The following is a 19,859-nucleotide window of genomic DNA, read 5'->3' as shown; positions in this document are numbered from 1 at the left end:
CAGGCCTGAGTTCGAGGGAGAACGCATGATGCTGAATTACCCTGCTGCCTATCAGTCCACCAAAGGCTCGGCGCTCGACGTCGACAAGACCTTCTATCAGCGCATCGCCTCACAGCACGACACCCGCACGCTGGTCGAATCGATCGTCGTGCCGATCCGTTCGGGGCGAGCGTGGACCGTGCCGGCCGGGCACGTGTTTCGCATCGTCACGATCGAAGGCCCGCAGGTTGCCGACCTGAACATATGGAACCGGCACAACCCGCGCGAGCGCATGTGGGCGTCGCGCACGCGCCAGTTGCAGCAGGCGCACGTGAGCACGTTCGACCGTCTGTGGTCGACGCTGCCATTCCTGCGTCCGATGGTGACCATCACCGACGACAGTCTCGCCGGCTACGGCGTCGACGAGCACGGCGGCCGTGTCCACGATCTGCTCGGCACGCGCTGTGACCCCTACGTGAACCGCATGCTGACCGGCGAGGATTTTCATTTCCACTGCCACTCCAATCTGACGCGCGCCATCGCGCCGTATGGGTTGACCGAGTACGACGTCCATGACGTGCTCAACGTGTTCCAGTGCACCGGCCTGAATCTCGACGACAAATACTTCATGAAGGCGTGTCCGGCGAAGAAAGGCGACTACCTCGAATTCTTCGCGGAGATCGACTTGCTGTGCGCACTGTCGACCTGTCCGGGCGGCGATCTGTCAGTGCCGATGTGGGGGCCCGACGCGCGCGATCCTCTGGAAGTGTGCCGGCCGCTCGGCATCGAGGTCTGGCAACTCGCGCCGCAGATGCTGGACGGGTGGACGCCGCCGGCTGTGGCTGCCTACAAGGGACAGCACGGAATGGTGCTGAATCAGCCGCAATGGAAGTGAGACTGCCGCAGCCCCCTTGTATCTCAGGACATTATGAAAATTATCGTGCTCGGCGGCGGGGTGGTCGGTGTGACGACCGCGTACCAGTTGCAGAAAGATGGCCATGAGGTCGTGATCGTCGAGCGGCAGCCTTTAGTCGCCGCGGAAACCAGTTGGGGTAACGCGGGCATGATCGCGCCCGGGCATTCCTTTGTCTGGTCCTCGCCCAGAGCGCCAATGATTCTGCTCAAATCGCTGGTGCTGAAAGATCAGGCGTTGCGCTTCAAGTTCTCGGCGGACCCGAGGCTTTACAGCTGGTCGTGGCGTTTCCTGATGGAATGCACATCGGAGAAGGCACGCCGCAATACCCTGCTCAAGCATCGGCTTGCCGCGTATTCTCAGCGAGTGCTACAGGATGTAGTCGCTGGGGAGGCCATCGAATACGATCGAAACGAGCGCGGAATTCTCTATCTCCATCGGACTCAGGAGGCGCAGGACCGCGGAATCGAACATATGAAACTGCTGGAATCCGACGGGCAAGTCATCAGGGTCCTCAGCCCCGATGAGGTGCTCGCGCTCGACCCGTCGCTGGCTTCGGCAAAAGACCGGATAGCGGGCGCCATTCACTGCCCGACCGATGAGACCGGAGACCCTGCGAAGTTCACCCGCGCCCTTGCGGAAAAGGTCGTCGCGCGTGGCGGTACGCTTCTGACGGATGCGACGATCGACGGCTTCGAAACCGCCGGGCAGGACATAGCAGGCACGAGAACGAGCCGAGGCCTTGTCAAAGGCGACGCGTATGTGCTCGCCCTCGGCCCCTATAGTCCGGTTCTCGCCCGACAGATCGGCATCGATCTTGCGATCTATCCGATCAAGGGATACTCGCTGACGATTCCGATCGATGGGCGGCCCATGCCACCCGCCGTTGCAGCGGTGGACGAGCACAACCTGGTCGCAATCTCGCGCTTCGGCGATCGGCTCCGGGTCACGGCAACAGCGGAGTTTGCTGGCTACGACACGAGCCACAAGCCTTCTGATTTTGCCTTCATGAAGAGCGTGACGCAGGAACTCTACCCGGCCGGCGCCAACTACGATCGCGCCGAAATGTGGGCCGGGCTGAGGCCGATGACACCAACGAACCTGCCGTTTTTTGGACGCAAGAAGTACCGCAATCTTTATCTAAACACCGGCCACGGTCATATCGGCTGGACGATGTCACACGGATCGGCTCGAATCACGGCCGACCTGATCGCGGGACGAACCCCGGCGATTCCGATGGTAGGGCTGCTTTGCGACTGAGGGCGGCACCACTCGGGCCCCGCCTCAGGCCCGACCGCCCAACCCTCGCATCCGCCGTGCGAAATGCGCACGCTCCGCATCGTCCATCAGCGCGAGGAACTGATCCGCTTCCATATGAACGAGTTCTTCATGATCGCCCGCCTCGAAGTAGACGTCGGGCTGGCCTGCCAGACTCGACTCCAGGTAGGTTTTCATGCCATACGCCATACAAATCGGCGGCACCGCTCCCGCATCGCAGTCCTTGAACAATTCGCGCAGTTCGACTTCCGTGGCGAGAGCAAGCCGGCGCCCGGTCTTGCTCCAGAACTCGGAGAGCTGCACGGCGTAAGTCGATGGCAGCACGGCGGCCACATAGCCGTGTTCGTCTTCGAGCAGCACGGTCTTGGCAAGGCGGTCACCCGGAATGTGCGCCGCGGCAGCCGTTTCGACACTCGAGTGGCTGTACGGATGACGCACGACTTCGTAGCGGGAACCCTTGCTGCGCAGGCACTCCTGCAAGGTTGGCGACATCGCCATGGCACACCTCCTGTCGAATATCTGAAAAGGAATGAACACTTGCGATCTTTTCAGAATAGTTCACGCACCGGCAATCCGCACGCCAAGTGGCGCAAACGCCTAGAATGAAAGCACGGTTTGTACCTTATAAGGGGCCGGCTACGTCTCGATCGATCACGGGTTTTTCGGCGAGACTCAGCCCAAAGGAGGCGCCCAATGTCAGTGATCGCACCCGACGAAAGGGCTGATTTTCTCGCCGTCCTGCGTCGGCACCATCTCGCCGAGTCCGACTTTGTCCTTCAGGAGACCGGAGCGACCGATATCGTCGACGAGGTCTACCCGCTGAGGGGCAGTGTCACCGTCGTTCGCACGTCATCACTGCGGGAACGGGAGTACCAGACCGGGCACGGCACCGCGTGGACCGTCGAATTTGAGAAAGACGTGATCCGGGGCGTATTTGGATGAGCGCCGACAGCCGACGATTTCCCCACTGGTGCGTCTCGGTTGCGGCCCGGCGGCTTGCCTCGGGAGCTATTGCGCCCGCGTTGAATCGATGAGCTCGTCGGCCTCGCGTTCCAATGCGTCGCCTTCCGCCGAACGTTGCGTGTGGCTGAGCAGCGTGCCCAGATTCCGCAACGTGCGTGCTTGATCCTGCCGCCAGGTCAACGGATCGTCGTGGGCGAGTTTGCGGTACAGATCCAGCGCTCGTCGCCATGCGTCTTCCGCTTCGCGCGGCCTGCCGGTGCGGCTGTAGAGTACGCCCAGATTGTTCAGTATCCGTGCCTCGTCAGGCTGGTACGCAACCGGCGTATCGCGCGACAGCGCGTGGACGATCCGCAGCGCGTCCTGGTAGGTCTGCAGCGCCTTGGCCGGCTGCCGTTCGAGGCGGTACAGCACGCCCAGATTGCCTAGCGTATGCGCCACGTCGGGCTCGTAGATCGCGGGATTTTCGCGGGCGAGCTGTTGACGGATCTTCAGAGCTTGCCGGTAAGCGTGCTCCGCTTCCGGCAGCCGCCCGCTTGCGCTATAGAAGTTCCCGAGGTTATTCAGCGTGCGCGCAAGCGCCGGACGCCAGGCGGCGGGATTGTCATGTTCGAGTGCGCGCTGAATGCCGAGCGCTTCGAGATAGGCGAGTTCCGCGTCATGGGTGCGCTGGGTCGCACTGTAGAGGATGCCGAGGTCGTTGAGCGTCATCGCGACCGCGGGCCGGTACTTTGCCGGGTCCTGTCGGGCCAGCGCACGGTCGAGGGCGAGGGCTTCGCGCCACGCGTCTGCCGCATCCTGCAGACGCTGCGTGTCGCGGTACAACGTTGCGAGGCTATCGAAGGAGTTAGCCACTGCGGGACCGTAGACCGAAGGGTCCGCGCGCGCGAGCGCCCAGTAGATTTCGAGCGCGTGCAGCCATGCGGCTTCGGCTTCCTTCTGCTGCTGCCGCATCACATAAAGACTGCCAAGCTTGCCGAGCGTCCGCGCGATGGACGGCTGCCATGCGGCGGGACGCTGTTGCGCAAGCGTCCGATACTGGACCTGTAGCGCTCGATACACCGGCTCGGCACGCTCGGGCTCGTGCTGCACGAGCAGCGTGTCGGCGAATGCGGTGGCGATGTCCTTATCGTCGGGTTGCAGCGCATGGGCATGCTCCAGGTACGGCAGCGCGTTCCATGGCATGAAGCGAAGCAGTTCGACGCTCGCCGCTTCGTAGTTGCGCGCGGCGCTTAGCTGGGAGGTACCGGTTGCCGCGGCCATGAGCCGCATCAGCAACGCAGAGGCGCGATCCAGATCGAGACGCCTCACGGCGGCGGCGGCCTGCAGTTCGGTGGGGGCCGTGCTGTGCGTGATCGACAACCTGCGCAGCAGCTCTTCATAGCGTGCGTTCCATTCCGAAGCCTCGGCTCTGAGGTCGATATCGGAGCGCGTCCTGATCTGCGATGCGAGGCTTTCGAGGATCGGTTCGAAGTTGTTGAGCGCGGCTTCGTTGGTGGCTTCGTCGTGATCTGTCTGCGAGAAGATCGCGTGCAGCATCGTGTTGGCCGCTGTCGCCAGCGCGGCACGTTGCTCGGCGGAGAGCCCGTCGTGCTTCACCGCGCGGTTCAGCCGTTCGGTGACGCGTGGGAGCGCGGGCGCGGAGACAGCGCAGCCGGTCCGCACTTCGAGTCCATCCTTGACGGCGACCTCGGAGAACGACGGCACACACGCACCGGACGCCCCCGCAGCGGCGCATGCGGTGGACAGCGCGGCCATCGCGATGCCGGACAAAATCTTGCCCGTACTCATTTCCAGTCAGGCCTACAGAATTACCGCTACAGCGTTGCGCGGCGCATCGCTTCGCCCGGAATGCCGCAATGCCGTCGCGTGCATTCATTCTATCGAATACAGTTAGCCTACATTCGCCCACTTGACGACGCCCATCGTGAACCTCGAACGCGGCCACACCTTCTCCTTTAGCCCCGACGGCGAACACTTCCTGCTCGACGGCCTACCGTTCCAGGTTCGCAGCGGCGAGATGCATCCAGCCCGCATCCCGTGCGAATACTGGCAACAGCGGATCCGCATGGCAAGGGCGATGGGGATGAACTGCGTCGCGTTGTACATCATGTGGAATTACCATGAGACGCACAGAGGCGTGTTCGACTTCCACAGCGGTAATCGCGATATCGAGGCCTTCATTCGCCTATGTCGATCCGAGCAGATGTGGGTGCTGTTGCGCCCCGGGCCTTACGTTTGCGCAGAGTGGGATCTGGGCGGTCTGCCGGCCTGGCTGTTGCGCGAGCCGGACATCCAGTTGCGAACCGACTCGGCCACCGATCCTCGCTACATGGCGGCGGTGGCTCGCTATATCGACGAACTGGTCCCGCGCATCAAGCCATTGATGAGCGAGCACGGCGGTCCGATCCTGATGATCCAGATCGAAAACGAATTCGGTTCGTATGCGAGCAATCCGGCTTACCTCGAAGAGCTCAGGCAGCTTTGGCTCAAAGGAGGCATAAGCGGGCCGTTCTACACCGAAGACGGTCTCGCGCAACTCGAACGCAATCACACCACGGTGACGGGCGGCGCGATCGCGCTGAGCAACGGCAACGCAGCGCAAATCGCAACGGTGCGCCGCAATTTCCCCTCGGTGCCCGCGATGGCAGGCGAGGTGTATCCGGGGTGGCTCACGCATTGGGGCGAAGCGGGCTTCGCGGGCGTGGACTACGACCTCTCCAGCAGCTTGGCCACGTTCATGCAGGCGCGACTGTCGTTCAACCTGTATGTGATTCACGGCGGCACGAGCTTCAGCTTTTTTGCCGGCGCGAACGTGGACGATTCGGGCAACTATCAGCCCGACATCACGAGCTACGACTACTCCGCGCCGATCAACGAACAAGGCATGGCGACGCCGAAGTACCTCAAGTATCGAGACCTGATCGCCAGCTATCTGCCCGAACCGTTGCCAGCCATACCGGATGCCATCGCCACGCTTGACTGCGCAGGCGTTGGGGCCTTGATGCCAACGCTCTACGCGTCGATCTGGGACAACCTGCCAGCGGCACTGCCGCACGAGCAAGGCGTCGAACCGCAGTCGTTCGAACACTACGGTCAGGCGTTTGGCTTCGTGCTGTATCGCAAGTTTTTGCCAGAGCACGCGCGCGGTGTGCTGGATATCAGCGGCGTTCACGACTACGCGACCGTTTTCCTTGGTGAACAGTACGCGGGCGGCGTATCGAGAGCGCAACTGCCGCGCAGGTACGCGCAGTCGCTCCACATGATGCATCGCGCGCCGCTTGCCCTGCCTTCGGCGCGGCAGAATCAAGGGTCGAGCACGGACAGTCTCGTACCGCTGGAGATATTCGTCGAGGCCATGGGACGCGTCAACTTCGGACCCGCGCTCGTCGACCGCAAAGGTCTGCTCGAACCGGTCACGATGCAACACGTAGACGGCTCAGTCTCGTTGCTCGAGCAATGGGACGTCCACCTGTTGCCGATGGATGAAACGTTTATCGCCAACCTCAACGAAGGCTGCACGAACCCGAGTAGACCCGGTCTCTTTTTCAAGGCGAGTGTGCTGCTGACCGAAGTCGGCGACACCTGGCTCGACATGAGCAACTGGACCAAGGGTATCGTCTGGATCAATGGTCACAACCTGGGACGCTACTGGAACATCGGCCCGCAAAAGCGCCTGTATTGCCCCGCGCCGTGGCTCGTGCAAGGTCACAACGAGGTACTGGTCTTCGACCTCCATCAGATCGACGCGAGGCCGATTCCACTGGCCGATCGCCTGTACTAGCGCGCACGCCTTCTCCCCTTCACCGTTTCGCGGCGGCGACCGGCAGCAGTTCGAGCGTGAGCACTTCGCACGGCGCGAGTTGCACTGCATGCGGTACATCAGCGTCCAGTTGAGCGGGAATGCCGGAAGCCCTTGCACGCCCAACGCCGCGCGCTTCGAATCGGCCCGCCGCCCCATCCGGCAACTCCAGTTGGCACCGCAGGTCGAGCATGAAGCGTTGTGTGCGACTGTGAGGGTTGCGCAGCGTCACGATCGACTTGCGCGGCGCCCACGCTGCCCAACCGTAAGCCGCCTGTTCGTCCGGCGCGCCACCAATCCAATGGCTGTCGCGCAGGATGTCGCCGTTTTCGCGCGCCCATCTGGCGGCGCGCGCAAGCTCATCCCAGTCGTGCTCGCCCAGCAGCGCCGGCGTGATGTATAGCTCCTGCAATTGCGTGCCGGTCCCGAAGTACGACCACACTTCGTTGGAGAATGCGTGTGCCGTCGACGTATTGAGGCGTGGATTGCACTGCGCATAGAGCATGCCGTGCAGCATCAGCGAATTGAGCGGAAAGAGCGGACTGCGCTCCACGACGTTGTGATACGTCTGCGTGTCGCGGTAGGTGATCCAGCGCTCGCGGTTCGTGCCGCTTCCCGCCAGGCCATCGTCGCTGCCGCCGCGCCAGATGGAGTCGACATGGCGCAGCCAGAACGGCGACGGATGCGTACCTGTCGTGAGATTGATGAAGGTTTGGGGCTTGGCCGCGCGGATGTCCTCGATCAGTTGAATCGCCGCGTCCCAATCGCTGTCGAACAGGCTGCCAGGAAACACCCTGTCGGCATTGCCCGTGCCGTCGAACTTGAATTGATTGACGCCGCCCTTGTCGAGCATGTCCATCACGACCTCATGAAAGCGCCGGTAATACGTCGGACCCGACAACGCGAGACCGTTGTCGATGACCTCATAACCAGCGGCACGTCCTCGCGCTACGCGTTCCTGTTTCGGCGTACCGTAGCCGCCCCACGGCGAAAGCCATATGCCGGGAGCGGCGCCAAATCGCGCGGCAGCGTCGCGCAGCGGAACGAAGCCATCTGGAAATGCGTTGCTGAATTGCCAGCCGCCGCCAAGGTCGTCCCAGCCATCGTCGAACAGAAACGAATCGATTTGCACCCCGCGCACTGCATGCAACTCGTGGCCGATCGTTTCGATGCGTTCGAGCGCCTGTTCCTGCGTATATGGCGTCAGGTAGCCGATGTCGCCCCAGCTGTTGTAGTGCAGAAACGGCCGATATGGGCGGGCGCGTTCCCGCTCCAGATAGATGCCGAAGTCGCGCCGAATCTGGCCGTCACTGGCTACACCTGCCACAGCCGAGTAGACCAGCGTTCTGTTTTTCTGTAGAGGCAACGCGCGATGCAGCGTAAAGCCAAAGGTGTCGCCCTCCACCTGACTTGTCGCCAGCGGATGCTCGAAGCCCAGATAAAAGTTGCCCGCAACGACCGGCGTGCCCTTGCGCTCAGGACTGGCCTTCGCGCCAGCAGCGCGCGTCTGCAGCAATGACACGGCGGTGATCGCTTCGTCCCGAAGAAGCGCCGTAATCGCAAGTTGGACGCGCAGATATCGTGACCCGTCGCGTTGCTCGACGCTCCATTGCACCTTTAGGCGTCCATGAGTATCGACCAGGGAGATGCTCGCGCGCCGCCCTGCGATTCGTTCGCCCAGGCGGGACGCACGCGGGTTGGGATCGACCGCCGCGTTGCTCACCGGCGCAACGACCTTCATCTCGGCCAGGCCCGTGGTGGTTCCGTCAGCGAGCGTGAGCGTGAACGGCGCGATAAGGAGCAGCGTGCGTTTGCGCTCGCAATCCATCAGCGAGAAACCGGCGAGACGTTCGTTCTCGTGCGTCCAGCGCAATGCAATCGCGTCATTGCCGAATGAGGAGAGATGGCCCGTCGTCTGCAGCACGGGCATGCCGGTTTGCGTAGGCAAAGCATGGTTGGCGCGCATGGAGCACCTGTCTCGGGCCAGAGCAGCAGCAAATAGCGTAACGGCAAAGGACCTAGGTGTTCAAGGCACGGCGCGCGCGGGTGAAATTTTCTCATGGGGCGACAGACCGCTCACGCGCGAAGTGGGCGTGGACTGAAGCGACCTTGCTGGCCTGCCCGGCGTGCGGCACCGATCAAATCCGCGCAGGCGGGCGAGCCGGAGCGGGGAAACGCGTAGAAACGTGCAACCGGCAACGCGGGCAAGCCTTCTTCGCGACCCAGCAGGCGCAAACCTTCGACTCGCTGACTATCGGCGATGATGGTAACGGCAAAACCCGGAGCGCCGCGGGACGTCGCCGATGCCATCTTGCAGTTCTGTCGATAAGACTGGGGGCGGCCGTCAAGACTCGAGCGAAATGCATTCACTATGGAGTGCACGTTGTACCGCCGGCCGCGCGAGGACGCGCCGCGTCGATGCGGTCAAAGCCTGATACGTGTCACCCATCGGTAGGCCGCTGCGCATGGCCCGCCGATAAAGAACAAGCAGAAACGGATCGACGATCGTATAGCCGCACGGCAACGCGTACGAACACCCGTCGGTGAGCTTGCTTTCGATCTGCGCAAACGCTGTCTCAATCGTCTGTCGAGCGTGTGCGGAAACCGCGGCATGCAACGACACCTCTGCGACGAAGCGCGCGGGTCGCCAATAATGAATCGTCCGGGGTGATGTCTCGTTGACGTCACCACGAGCCTTCCTACCTTTCGCTGCTCTTGCCGCCGACGCCGACCTTGCCGCGCCCGACCTTGCGATGCGGCGCACTGGGGCGCAGCCTTTTCCTGGAACTGGCTGTCATCGTGACGTGCTCCGAAGGGTAGCGGGTCGTTCTGTCCAGTGCGGCTTGATAGGCGCGACGGCCTGGATCGTTGCACCTGGTAGCTGACATGACTGGCACCTCCTCGGAGAATTCTAGGCCGAAACAGCCCGGCGGTTATGCCGCCTTCCTGAGTACGGTGCGCGTCATTCATGACAACCCGGACCGCCGCACCCGGAAAGCCGGAAAAAGCTGTCGCCGCAGTCCGTCAGCCAGCGCCGTTGCACCCTCAGCGGCGATCCAGTCCAGGCGTCACAACGTTCGTTTTTCCGCAACCATGCTTTCGCCCAGCCCCGCTTCTTCCAGACGGCGGGAAGCAGGACTATACGTCCACGCCTCGACACATCGCCGCGGCCTCTTCCAAAAGGATGTGCAATCAAAGTGGACACCATTCATCGATATCGGATCGGCAGTGCGACCGTGACACGGGTCGCCGACCTCGTTCTTCCTGAGATTCCTTCGGCCTACCTGTTTCCCGATCGGGATCGCTCGATCCTTGCCAACGATCCGCCGCCATGGATCGGCCGCGAGAACGCCTCGCAAGACGGTGAGACGCTCGCGTTGAGCGTGCATAGCTGGGTCGTGCAGACAGAGGGCAAAACCGTCCTGATCGACACGGGTGCCGGCAACGGCAAGCATCGACCGCTGAACCCCGTGTTCGATCAACTCGATACGGCTTACCTGCAGCGCCTTGCGGCAGCCGGCGTCCAGCCGGCCGACGTCGACTTCGTGCTGATCACGCACCTGCACGTCGATCACGTCGGCTGGAACACGGTGCGCAAAGGTGACGCGTGGCGCCCGACCTTCGCCAATGCGACCTACGTGTTCTCGGATGCCGAGTACCGTTTCTATGCCGACGAAGCGCACGTGCAGACACCGAGCGCTGGCGTATTCGAGGACAGCGTGCAGCCGATTATCGATGCGGGCCAGGCCCTGTTGATCGACGCACAAAGCCAGCCCACGCTCGAAGGCCTGGGAGGATTCACGTTCTATCGAACCAAAGGCCACAGCTTCGACCATCTGTCGATCGGCTTCACTTCCGAAGGGCAGCACGCGCTGTTTTCAGGCGACGTCATGCATCACCCGATTCAGATAGCCAAGCCCGAGTGGAACTCGACTTTCTGCGAGTTTCCCGACGATGCCGAGCGCTCGCGGCTCTGGGCGCTGAACCACGCTGCGGACCGGCACTCGCTGTTCTTCAGCAGTCATTTCCCCGGAACGTCCGTGGGCGTGGTCGAAAGGCAGGCCGGCGGTTTCGTCTGGCTGCCCCGCTGAACCTCTGCACCAGAGAGCAAACATCATGGCAACCCAAGCACAGATTGAATCCCGCGACTTCATGATCCCGAGCGATACGCCCGAGATCGAGCTTCACATCCGCAACAAACGGCCGGCAGGCCGCACCGACTTTGGTGAAGCACGCACCGTGATGTTGATGCACGGCGCCACCTACGGATCCGGCAGCCTCTACGACACGCCGATCGGCGGTTATTCGTTTATGGACTACCTCGCTCGCGCTGGCTTCGATGTTTACGCCGTGGATGCGCGCGGCTATGGTGAGTCGACACGACCACCGCAAATGCGTGTCGCCGCTGCGCAGAGCGAGCCGCTGGGGCGTACCGAATCCGGCTTGCGCGACTTCACGAGCGCCGTGAACTTCGTGCTGCGCACTTCAGGCATCGCGCGTATCAATGTAGTCGGAATGTCCTGGGGCGGCAGCGTGAGTGGCGCGTTCACCGCCCGCAACGGTCACAAGGTTCGCAGGCTCGGGCTCGTCGCGCCACAGTGGGTCAGCGACAAGCCCGTCCCACTGGACCCAGGTGGCCCGCTGGGTGGTTACCGGGTGGTGCGCGCGGCCGATGCGCGCGAGCGCTGGGTCAATGCCGCCCCCGAGTGGAAGCGCAGCACACTGATACCGGATGGTGGCTTCGAAGCATGGCTCGACAATACGGTTCGCACGGAGCCCGACGAGGCGTTGCGCGAGAACCAGTCGATCCGTGTCGCGAACGGGCCGATTCAGGACATTCGCGAGTACTGGGGAGCAGGTAAGGCGTTTTATGACCCGGGCCACATCGAAGTGCCGGTCCTGCTGATTCATGGAGAATGGGATGTCGACGTGCCGCTCGCGCTTGCGCAGGATTACTTCGCGCATCTGAGCGGGTCGCCGGACAAGCGTTGGCTCGAACTGGGCGAAGCAACCCACATGCTCATGCTCGAGAAGAACCGGGGGCACGCATATCAGGCATTGGTCAGCTTCCTGAGCGAGGCTTGATGGCGGCGCAAGCGTACCGGCGACCGACGCTTACGACACGCTTTCGGCGCCTGCGTCGTGCGAGAATGCCTCAGCACATCGCATGCATCCTCGCACGACGCAAATATCCATATCGACCCGCGACCCGCATGCATCCCAATCTGACAGGACTAGTGCATGGATAAGCTGGCCGCGATGCAGACCTTCGTTCGTGTCGTCGATTCAGGCACCTTTACGCGTGCTGCAGACCTCATGAATGTGCCCAAATCGTCCGTCACGCGCCTCATACAGGAACTCGAAAAAGAACTGGGGGTGCGGCTGCTGCAACGTACAAGTCGTCAACTCACGCTGACGCAAGAAGGCCAGATCTATTACGAGGGCTCGATTCGCGTGCTTGACGAGGTTGGCTCGCTGGATGGCAGCGTCCTGAGCGCAACCCGTTCGCCGAAGGGAAAAATCAGGGTGGAACTGCCCGGCTCGTTGGCGTACCAATTGGTCGTCCCGGCCATGCCGGACTTCTTTGCGCGCTATCCCGATGTGCAGGTCGAACTGAGCGTCGGTAACCGGTCGGTTGATCTCATCGCCGAGAACCTTGACTGTGTTCTGCGTCTCGGGCCATTACTCAGCGACTCCCTGATCGCGCGCTCGGCCGGTACGCTGCCGCTCGTGACGTGCGCGTCGCCCGCCTACATTCAGCGCCACGGCCTACCGCGCGAGCCCGCGGACCTCATGCAAGGCCATACGATCGTCCGCATGAATTCGCCGCGCTCGGGGCGAGACTTCGTCTTCCAGCTCCATCGGGACGAACAGTTCTTCGAAATCCACGGCAGTCATCGGTTAAGTGTCAACGACTCGAGCGCCGCGCTAGCGGCTGGACTTGCAGGGCTCGGCGTACTCACCACCTATGCGTTCCTCGTCACCCCGCACCTTCGCTCTGGCGCACTCGTGCGCCTCTTTCCCGATTGGCGCGGCGATGACGTCGCTGTGCACGTTGCCTATCCGGCCAATCGGCACCTCGCCTCCAAGGTGCGCGTATTCGTCGAATGGGCGATAGAACTTCTCAGGGCAAGCGAACCCGCGTAACTCTTCGGGTCGTCACAGAGACAATCGCTTGTCAGCCAACTCGCCAAATAAACGATGCCCACGCCCGCAACCGCCTGCACGAAGATGTAAACGTTCTTCGTAGCGAATAAGAATACCGCTTGCTGTGAAGCCGATGTCTGAATGTCGGAGCAACGGTGCGAGCCAATGACGTTCTATCGCCGACTGCGTCGTTGCGAAGACGAGTTGCGCGCATGCTCGACGCGCCGGTCAGGAAACAAGGTCAGCGGCCCATTACTTCTGATTATTGGCACTGAGCGGATTTGCTGCATATCAATAGCTACTACATGCCGCGGCACCGCTCTTGACGTTGGCTTCTTGTCGAATGATCATAGCCTCTGCTGCCTGCATCGAACTTCTGTCAGTCGCACCTTCAGGAACGTTGATACCGTGCGTAGTCATTGTTGGGAGACGTGTAATGACCTACCCGTCCCAATCCATTGTTCAATGGACGAAAGACAACGCGAAACAGCTTCTTCCCGATGCGGTTTTCCTCAGCTTGCTACATCGGAAGCGTATCGGGCGCTTCCCTAAGCTATTTCACCCCACAACCTACAACGAGAAAATCCTGCTACGTTGCTTGCGGCCGGACTCGCGATACAGCGCGTTGACGGACAAACTGACCGTGCGCGATTACGTCAGAGAAAAGATCGGTGAGAAATACCTTATCCCCATCATCTCCGCACCCTCGGACTTTACGCAGAATGTTTTCGACATGTTGCCGAATTCCTTTGTCATGAAGGCAAATCATGGAAACAATTTTGTAGAAATCGTCCGGGACAAGTCGCAGCAGAGTTTCGAACATCTCCAGCTTCTCGCCAGCCAATGGCTATCCACCAATTTCTACAGAAATGCGCGGGAACGGCACTACCGAGGAATTCAGCCACGCATTTACTTCGAGAGTCTGCTGCTCGACGAGCACGGCATGATTCCAGCCGACTACAAGGTTCACTGCTTTGCGAACGGATCGGGGCGACCTGTGATGTTTATCTTCGTGATCTCAGACCGTTTCGGAAGTAATACGCGCGGCGACACATACGACGCACAATGGAACCGTATCGACCTCGAGTTTGCTCCCTACGTTCGCAGCACGAGACCGGCACCGCGGCCGAACAATCTGGAGTTGTTGCTTGATACGGCGGCGCTTTTGTCCGAGGGTTTCGATTATGTACGCGTCGACCTGTACTCACCATCTGACCGGGTGTTCTTCGGCGAACTCACCTTTACGCCGGGGGCCGGCGTAAGTCCCATGCTACCCGATCGTGTCGATTATGAATGGGGACGTCTTCTGACATGATGTATGTGCGATAGCCAGAACCGCGCCCTGAGCTCCGGCTGGTACGACGGTCACCCGGCTGCCGAAGATGCGCGGCAGCTGATGGTCGTGACGGCGTTCCGCTTCATTCGCCTGGCGGCCGGCTGTGACTGCCAGGCCCATTAGCGGCATGCAGCTCTGTTAGTCGATGGACGCGCGCCCTTCACGGGCCAATTTTCGCCGCGAGCGTCCTTCCTCCATCAAGCCTTTTTAACTCGATCGGCGCCATGGGTTGCCGGGTGGTCTGTCGGTTTCGCCCACTTGTTCCATAAGCTCATATTACAATGCCGGGCTAAAAACGCCGCCCGGTACGGCGGCACACAGACCATCACGCTCAATGTCGACCCAGCTTTCGAATCCTCCGTCGCTCGCCTCGGCCTCCGACCAACCTGCCGCTGCAGGCATCGCATCACTCGGCTGGCTGCTACCCTTCCACGCAGTCGTCTGGACTCTCGCCGCCTGGCTCGCGCGCGGCAATCTGGACATCCAGGGCGACATGGTCGAGACCTACGTCTGGGGCATCGAATGGCAGGCCGGTTACGCAAAGCACCCGCCGCTTTCGTCGTGGGTCGCAGCGGCCTGGTTCAGCGTGTTCCCGCATACGGATCTCGCGTATTTCGCGCTGTCAGCGGTGAACGTGCTGGTCGGCCTCGCCGGGATCGTCGCGCTCGCCGGCCGCTTCGTGCCGCGCCAGATCGCGATCTTCGCCGGGCTTGCGATGGCGGTATCGCCGCTTTACTCGAATCTCGCCATCAAATTCAATCCGAACTCGATCCTGTTGTCGGTCTGGCCGTGGACCGCCTACTTTTTCGTCCGCTACGCGCAACCGGGCAGCCGCCTCGCGCGCAGCGGCGCGGCGCTCGGTCTCGGAGCGTGCGCGGCGCTTGCGGTGCTGGGCAAGTACTTCACGATCGTGCTGCTGCTCGGGCTGTTGCTGGCATTGCTCGCGCGCCCCGCATGGCGTGCGCGCCTCGTCAGCGTCGATTCGCTGCTCGCGGTGGCGGCCGGCGTCGCCGTGCTGGCCCCGCACGTCCACTGGATGATGGTCAATCATTTCCCGACGCTCGAGTATGCCGCGCAACGCACCGGCGGCACCCTGCTCGCCGCGGTCGGGCGCTTTGGCATCTACACCCTCGCGCAGATCGGCTATCTCGCGCTCAGTTTCGTTTTCGTGCTGTTGATGGTGCGCTCCCGCGGGGCTGCGCGGCTGATGGCGCTGAGCGTCGTTCGGCCCGCGTCGCACCCGGATCTCTGGTGGCTCGCGCTGGGGCCGCTGTTCGCCGTGGGCGTGCTGTCCGTGACCGGCAAGACGCAGATGGCCTCGGTCTGGGGCATGGCGCAGTGGTTCGCGATCGTGCCGCTCTGGCTTGCCGTGCTCGCGCAAACCCGCGTCGAGTTCGCGCCGCGGCGCGCGATACGCGCGATGGCGGTTTACTGGGCGCTGGTGCTCGCGGTGTCGGCAGTGGTCGGCTACACGGGGGCGCGGCGCAATACCGACGACGCGGCCGAGCCGCGCGCGGAACTCGCGGCGGCCGCGCAGGCGGTGTGGCACGAACGCACCAGCCGGCCGCTGTCGATCGTGGCGGGCTCGACGCATGAGGCCGCTTCGATGGTGTTCTATGACGGCGGCCGCGCCCGCTTCTGGGATCTCCACTGGCCGGCGGCAACGCCCTGGATCACACCCGCCGATTTCGCGCGCCAAGGTACGCTGATCGTGTGCCGTGGCGACGACTCGGACTGCATCGCGACTGCATCGTCGCTAAGCCATGCAGCGCCGGTTGCGCTCGAGGTGGGCAAGACCGCATGGGGACGGGAGTTGCCCGCGCGTCCCTACCAGCTGTTCGTGATCGTGCCGCAGTCGTGAACCACGCGCCGATCACGCCGGACCGCGGCCGGCCGCTCGTCGTCGATCGCGATGGCAATACGCTCGCAGCCCAACCGGGCGTATGGAAAGAGGTACCATGAGCACACCGTCGGACGCCAGGTTCATCTGTGCCTGAGCGTGTAACGTCTCTCTCGCCAGGGGGTCCTGCCATGATCGTGTATCACACCGTACCCGATTCACCGGTCATCGAAATAACCGTCGAAGGCAAAATCACCGACCACGAACTGCGCGAAGCCATCGAGCGCATGCGTGGTGATCTTGAACTGAACGGTAAGACCCGCGTGCTCGAACGCATCGAGCATTTCAGCGGCATCGAACCGAAGGCGCTGTGGACCGACCTGACGCTCGGCGTCGCCGTCGCCCGCAAAGTCACGCGCGCCGCCGTGGTGGCCGACGCGGGCTGGATTCACGCGTCGATGCATTTGGCGCGGTTCTTTACGAAGGCCGAAATGAAGGCGTTTCGCGTCAACGAGCTGGAACAGGCGCGCGCCTGGATCAACGCCTGAACGTCGTCTCAGCCGAACGCATTGAGCAGAGACCAGCACTGCCGCATTAGGGACACGCAGCGCCACCGGAACGAGAAGGACAACAGGAGAAGAGGAGCACATGACGAAGCGAGTGATTGTGACCGGCGGCAGCGGCCTGGCCGGGAAATGGGTCGTCCAGGACCTGATCGAGCACGGCTACGAGGTGATGAACGTCGATCGCGTGCCGATGGCAGCGCGCACCGCGCGCACGTTGATTACGGACATCACCGATGCGGGCCAGGTATTCAATGCGCTGGCATCGAGCACGGCGCCGGGGGAATTCGCCAACGACCTCGAACCCAAGCCGATCGACGCGATCGTGCATTTCGCGGCGATCCCTCGCATCATGATCACGCCCGACAACGAGGTTTACCGAATCAACGTGATGGGCACGTACAACATCCTCGACGCGGCGTCGAAGCTTGGCATCCGCAAGGTGATCGTGGCATCGAGCGAGACCACCTACGGCATCGTGTTCGCGCACCGCGACCGCAATCCGGAATACTTCCCGCTCGACGAGGAATATCCGGTGGACCCGATGGACAGCTACGCGACGTCCAAGGTGATCAACGAAGTGACGGCGAAGGCGTTTCACGCGCGCACCGGCTCCGACATTTACTGCTTGCGTATCGGCAATGTGCTCGAACCCAGCGACTACGCGAAGTTTCCGGAGTGGCTCAAAGACCCGGCACTGCGCAAGAGGATTGCGTGGAGCTATATCGACGGCCGCGATCTCGCGAGCGCGTGCCGGCTCGCCATCGAAAAGGATGGCCTCGGCTTTCAGGTCATGAACGTCGCGGCCGACGACGTATCGTCCGACGTCCCCACAGCGGAACTGCTTCAGCGCTATTACCCGGGCGTGCCGCTCAGAAAGCAACTCGGCGAATTCGAGACTCTGCTCAGCAATGAGAAACTCAAGCGCCTTCTTGGGTGGAAACAGCAACACTACTGGCGCGACGAAGCGAAGAAGATCGCCTAGCAGGCATGGCGGGCCGGTACCCTGCCGGCCCGATCATGCCGTGCGAGTCTCGATGGTCTACCTTGCAACGACGCAGCCCGGTGCAATGGCGTCGTTTCTCGATCCGGCGCGGATCAGTGCTTATGCACCTTCTCCAGACTGTCCGCGCGATGCACCGCATGCTGACCGCTTTTCTCGCTTTCGACCTCGTAATGGGGGTCGTCCTTCGACGCGCTGACGACCTGACCCTCCAGTTCCGTATCCCTGATGATCCTGCGCACGACCGTGCCTGTCGTCACGCCTTGCGCAGTGTTCCACGTAACGACCGTGCAATACACTTGATCAACGGTTGAAATCGCGGCCCGAGGTCACGGCATCGACATAACCTGCGCGAATGACGAAGTCACCGAAGTGCTCGTGCTCGACGCGTTCGCTGGCGAAATGGCCGAGCGTCGTGTCGAGCGACTCGAGGATCGTCTGTTCCCCGACGTTCTCGCGATACAGGCGATTGAGTCTTTCCCCGTGAAAGCCGCCACCGAGATAAAGGTTGTACTTGCCCGGCGCGCGTCCCGACAGTCCGATCTCTGCGATATAGGGCCGCGAGCAACCGTTCGGGCACCCGCTCATGCGCATCGTGATCGGCACATCCGTCAGCCCGTGCTTTTCGAGCAAGGCTTCGATCTTCGTCACGAGAGACGGCAGGTAGCGCTCGCTTTCGGCCATCGCCAGACCACAGGTCGGCATCGCGACGCAGGCCATCGAGTTCAGGCGCAACGCGCTGTCACGAACGTGAGCGAGCAGGCCGTGTTCTTCGGCGAGCCGCTCGATTTGCTCGCGGTTCGCGTCGGGCACCTGAGCAATCACGATGTTCTGATTAGGCGTCAGGCGAAACGTGCCGACGTGCACGCGCGCGATCGCACGCAGACCGTCGAGCAGCGCATGGTCCGGCCCGTTGCTCAGGCGGCCGTTCTCGATGAACAGCGTCAGGTGATGCGCGCCGTCGTCGCCCGTCTGCCAGCCCAGTGCGTCGCCGTTCGTCGTAAAGGCAAACTGGTGCGCGTTTCCGAGTGCGAAGCCCAGCCGCCGCTCGATCTCGGCTTTGACCCAGTCGAGACCGAGATCGTCGATCGTGTACTTGAAGCGCGCGTGCGCGCGTTCCTTGCGGTCGCCGTAATCGCGCTGAACGCTCATCACCGCTTCGCAGGTGGCAAGCACCTGATCCGGCGTGACGAAGCCGATCACGTCGGCGAGCCGCGGATAGGTCGCCGCCGATTGATCGCTGCGGCCCATTCCGCCGCCGATCGCGACGTTGAATCCCTTCAATTCGCCGTGCTCGGCAATGGCGATAAAACCGAGGTCCTGTGTGTAGACATCGATGTCGTTGACCGGTGGAACCGCGAAGCCGATCTTGAACTTGCGCGGCATGTACGTCTTGCCGTAGAACGGCTCCTCGGGTTCCGGGCCCTCGATGCGTGTCTCGCCATACCAGGTCTCGCGATAAGCGTGCATGCGTGGAATCGCCTGGTCGCTGGCGCGGCGTGCGAGGTCATAGACAGCGGCATGGAGTGACGACAGATGCGGATTGATCGAGCACATCACGCCGCGGGCGTCGTCGCCGCAGGCAGAGATCGTATCGAGCTGCACTTCGCGCAGGCCCTGAATCAGGGGTCGCAGGTCGTCTTTGAGCACCCAATGGAATTGGACCGTTTGCCGCGTCGTCAGCCGCAATGTTTCGCCGCCGTTCGCACGCGCGAGCTCGTCGAGTTTGAGCCATTGCGCTGGCGTGCAGACGCCGCCAGGCATCCGCACGCGAATCATGAACTGAAACGCCGGTTCCAGCTTTTGCCGCCGGCGCTCGTCGCGCAGATCGCGGTCGTCCTGCTGATAGATGCCGTGGAATTTCATCAGCTTGGTGTCGGGATCGGCTACGGCGCCCGTCAGCGGATCGGCCAGGCTTGCGCCTATCGTGCCGCGCAACTGGTCGCTCGCGGCCTTCAGACGTTCGTCCGCACTCAGGCGTTCGACGGGCTGTGACAGGTCGCGGCTGCGATCCGGTTCGGTAGGTGGGTTGCTCATC

17 protein-coding genes are annotated in these 19,859 nt (G+C 62.3%); 11 read left to right on the top strand and 6 right to left on the bottom strand.

The window, feature by feature from the left end; all coding sequences use genetic code 11:
* Positions 1 to 28 precede the first annotated feature (28 nt).
* Complete coding sequence (locus AB4Y34_RS23685; RefSeq protein ID WP_176366625.1) at positions 29 to 874, top strand: DUF1989 domain-containing protein; 846 nt, start codon at positions 29 to 31, stop codon at positions 872 to 874.
* 33 nt (positions 875 to 907) lie between these two features.
* On the top strand, positions 908 to 2,152 hold the full coding sequence (locus AB4Y34_RS23680) for a D-amino acid dehydrogenase (protein ID WP_368717382.1): 1,245 nt from the start codon (positions 908 to 910) through the stop codon (positions 2,150 to 2,152).
* Positions 2,153 to 2,176: 24 nt separating this feature from the next.
* Here the strand turns inward: AB4Y34_RS23680 and AB4Y34_RS23675 are convergent, their stop codons facing one another.
* Positions 2,177 to 2,668: an aminoacyl-tRNA deacylase gene (locus tag AB4Y34_RS23675; RefSeq protein ID WP_176121979.1), complete on the bottom strand. Its 492-nt coding sequence runs from the start codon at positions 2,666 to 2,668 to the stop codon at positions 2,177 to 2,179.
* A gap of 195 nt (positions 2,669 to 2,863) precedes the next feature.
* On the opposite strand from AB4Y34_RS23675, the gene AB4Y34_RS23670 reads away from it, so the two are divergent.
* Complete coding sequence (locus tag AB4Y34_RS23670; RefSeq protein WP_018436237.1) at positions 2,864 to 3,112, top strand: hypothetical protein; 249 nt, start codon at positions 2,864 to 2,866, stop codon at positions 3,110 to 3,112.
* Between the two features lie 66 nt (positions 3,113 to 3,178).
* Here the strand turns inward: AB4Y34_RS23670 and AB4Y34_RS23665 are convergent, their stop codons facing one another.
* Complete coding sequence (locus tag AB4Y34_RS23665) at positions 3,179 to 4,921, bottom strand: tetratricopeptide repeat protein (RefSeq protein ID WP_368717381.1); 1,743 nt, start codon at positions 4,919 to 4,921, stop codon at positions 3,179 to 3,181.
* A 121-nt stretch (positions 4,922 to 5,042) separates the two neighbouring features.
* Here AB4Y34_RS23665 and AB4Y34_RS23660 point away from each other — a divergent pair, with 121 nt between their 5' ends.
* Positions 5,043 to 6,914, top strand: coding sequence for a beta-galactosidase (locus AB4Y34_RS23660; protein WP_368717380.1), 1,872 nt, complete (start codon positions 5,043 to 5,045; stop codon positions 6,912 to 6,914).
* A gap of 19 nt (positions 6,915 to 6,933) precedes the next feature.
* Here AB4Y34_RS23660 and AB4Y34_RS23655 read toward each other — a convergent pair whose 3' ends face one another.
* Positions 6,934 to 8,898 (bottom strand): enterotoxin, encoded by a 1,965-nt coding sequence (locus AB4Y34_RS23655; protein WP_368717379.1) that lies wholly within the window; start codon positions 8,896 to 8,898, stop codon positions 6,934 to 6,936.
* A 733-nt stretch (positions 8,899 to 9,631) separates the two neighbouring features.
* Entirely contained in the window at positions 9,632 to 9,820 is a 189-nt protein-coding gene (locus AB4Y34_RS23650) for a hypothetical protein (protein WP_368717378.1), read from the bottom strand.
* Between the two features lie 309 nt (positions 9,821 to 10,129).
* On the opposite strand from AB4Y34_RS23650, the gene AB4Y34_RS23645 reads away from it, so the two are divergent.
* The 7 genes from AB4Y34_RS23645 (at position 10,130) to AB4Y34_RS23615 (ending at position 17,803) form a co-directional block, all read left to right on the top strand.
* Positions 10,130 to 11,023, top strand: coding sequence for an MBL fold metallo-hydrolase (locus AB4Y34_RS23645; RefSeq protein ID WP_368717377.1), 894 nt, complete (start codon positions 10,130 to 10,132; stop codon positions 11,021 to 11,023).
* Positions 11,024 to 11,048: 25 nt separating this feature from the next.
* Positions 11,049 to 12,017, top strand: coding sequence for an alpha/beta hydrolase (locus AB4Y34_RS23640; RefSeq protein WP_176378245.1), 969 nt, complete (start codon positions 11,049 to 11,051; stop codon positions 12,015 to 12,017).
* A gap of 156 nt (positions 12,018 to 12,173) precedes the next feature.
* Positions 12,174 to 13,079, top strand: a complete 906-nt coding sequence (locus tag AB4Y34_RS23635; protein ID WP_368717376.1) for a LysR family transcriptional regulator — start codon at positions 12,174 to 12,176, stop codon at positions 13,077 to 13,079.
* Between the two features lie 436 nt (positions 13,080 to 13,515).
* A complete protein-coding gene (locus AB4Y34_RS23630; RefSeq protein WP_368717375.1) occupies positions 13,516 to 14,394 on the top strand; it encodes an ATP-grasp fold amidoligase family protein in 879 nt (292 codons plus the stop codon).
* Between the two features lie 355 nt (positions 14,395 to 14,749).
* Entirely contained in the window at positions 14,750 to 16,276 is a 1,527-nt protein-coding gene (locus AB4Y34_RS23625) for a glycosyltransferase family 39 protein (RefSeq protein ID WP_368717374.1), read from the top strand.
* Between the two features lie 170 nt (positions 16,277 to 16,446).
* Entirely contained in the window at positions 16,447 to 16,803 is a 357-nt protein-coding gene (locus tag AB4Y34_RS23620; protein ID WP_176121970.1) for an STAS/SEC14 domain-containing protein, read from the top strand.
* Positions 16,804 to 16,903: 100 nt separating this feature from the next.
* Positions 16,904 to 17,803 (top strand): NAD-dependent epimerase/dehydratase family protein, encoded by a 900-nt coding sequence (locus AB4Y34_RS23615; protein WP_368717373.1) that lies wholly within the window; start codon positions 16,904 to 16,906, stop codon positions 17,801 to 17,803.
* Positions 17,804 to 17,916: 113 nt separating this feature from the next.
* On the opposite strand, the gene AB4Y34_RS23610 is transcribed toward AB4Y34_RS23615, so the two are convergent.
* The gene (locus AB4Y34_RS23610) at positions 17,917 to 18,120 is read right to left on the bottom strand and encodes a DUF2945 domain-containing protein (protein ID WP_368717372.1); all 204 of its coding nucleotides are present in this window, start codon (positions 18,118 to 18,120) and stop codon (positions 17,917 to 17,919) included.
* Between the two features lie 4 nt (positions 18,121 to 18,124).
* A complete protein-coding gene (locus AB4Y34_RS23605) occupies positions 18,125 to 19,858 on the bottom strand; it encodes an NADPH-dependent assimilatory sulfite reductase hemoprotein subunit (protein WP_368717371.1) in 1,734 nt (577 codons plus the stop codon).
* Between the last annotated feature and the right edge of the window lies 1 nt (position 19,859).

The organism is Paraburkholderia sp. BR10954 (assembly GCF_040965775.1).
Taxonomy (GTDB): Bacteria; Pseudomonadota; Gammaproteobacteria; order Burkholderiales; family Burkholderiaceae; genus Paraburkholderia; species Paraburkholderia youngii.
This window is presented reverse-complemented; position numbering and strand designations above follow the sequence as displayed.

Coding starts and splice junctions, on each gene's coding strand:
- AB4Y34_RS23685 (WP_176366625.1), top strand. CDS start 29: ATGCTGAATTACCCTGCTGCCTATCAGTCCACCAAAGGCTCGGCGCTC.
- AB4Y34_RS23680 (WP_368717382.1), top strand. CDS start 908: ATGAAAATTATCGTGCTCGGCGGCGGGGTGGTCGGTGTGACGACCGCG.
- AB4Y34_RS23675 (WP_176121979.1), bottom strand. CDS start 2,668: ATGGCGATGTCGCCAACCTTGCAGGAGTGCCTGCGCAGCAAGGGTTCC.
- AB4Y34_RS23670 (WP_018436237.1), top strand. CDS start 2,864: ATGTCAGTGATCGCACCCGACGAAAGGGCTGATTTTCTCGCCGTCCTG.
- AB4Y34_RS23665 (WP_368717381.1), bottom strand. CDS start 4,921: ATGAGTACGGGCAAGATTTTGTCCGGCATCGCGATGGCCGCGCTGTCC.
- AB4Y34_RS23655 (WP_368717379.1), bottom strand. CDS start 8,898: ATGCGCGCCAACCATGCTTTGCCTACGCAAACCGGCATGCCCGTGCTG.
- AB4Y34_RS23650 (WP_368717378.1), bottom strand. CDS start 9,820: ATGTCAGCTACCAGGTGCAACGATCCAGGCCGTCGCGCCTATCAAGCC.
- AB4Y34_RS23640 (WP_176378245.1), top strand. CDS start 11,049: ATGGCAACCCAAGCACAGATTGAATCCCGCGACTTCATGATCCCGAGC.
- AB4Y34_RS23635 (WP_368717376.1), top strand. CDS start 12,174: ATGGATAAGCTGGCCGCGATGCAGACCTTCGTTCGTGTCGTCGATTCA.
- AB4Y34_RS23630 (WP_368717375.1), top strand. CDS start 13,516: ATGACCTACCCGTCCCAATCCATTGTTCAATGGACGAAAGACAACGCG.
- AB4Y34_RS23625 (WP_368717374.1), top strand. CDS start 14,750: ATGTCGACCCAGCTTTCGAATCCTCCGTCGCTCGCCTCGGCCTCCGAC.
- AB4Y34_RS23620 (WP_176121970.1), top strand. CDS start 16,447: ATGATCGTGTATCACACCGTACCCGATTCACCGGTCATCGAAATAACC.
- AB4Y34_RS23615 (WP_368717373.1), top strand. CDS start 16,904: ATGACGAAGCGAGTGATTGTGACCGGCGGCAGCGGCCTGGCCGGGAAA.
- AB4Y34_RS23605 (WP_368717371.1), bottom strand. CDS start 19,858: ATGAGCAACCCACCTACCGAACCGGATCGCAGCCGCGACCTGTCACAG.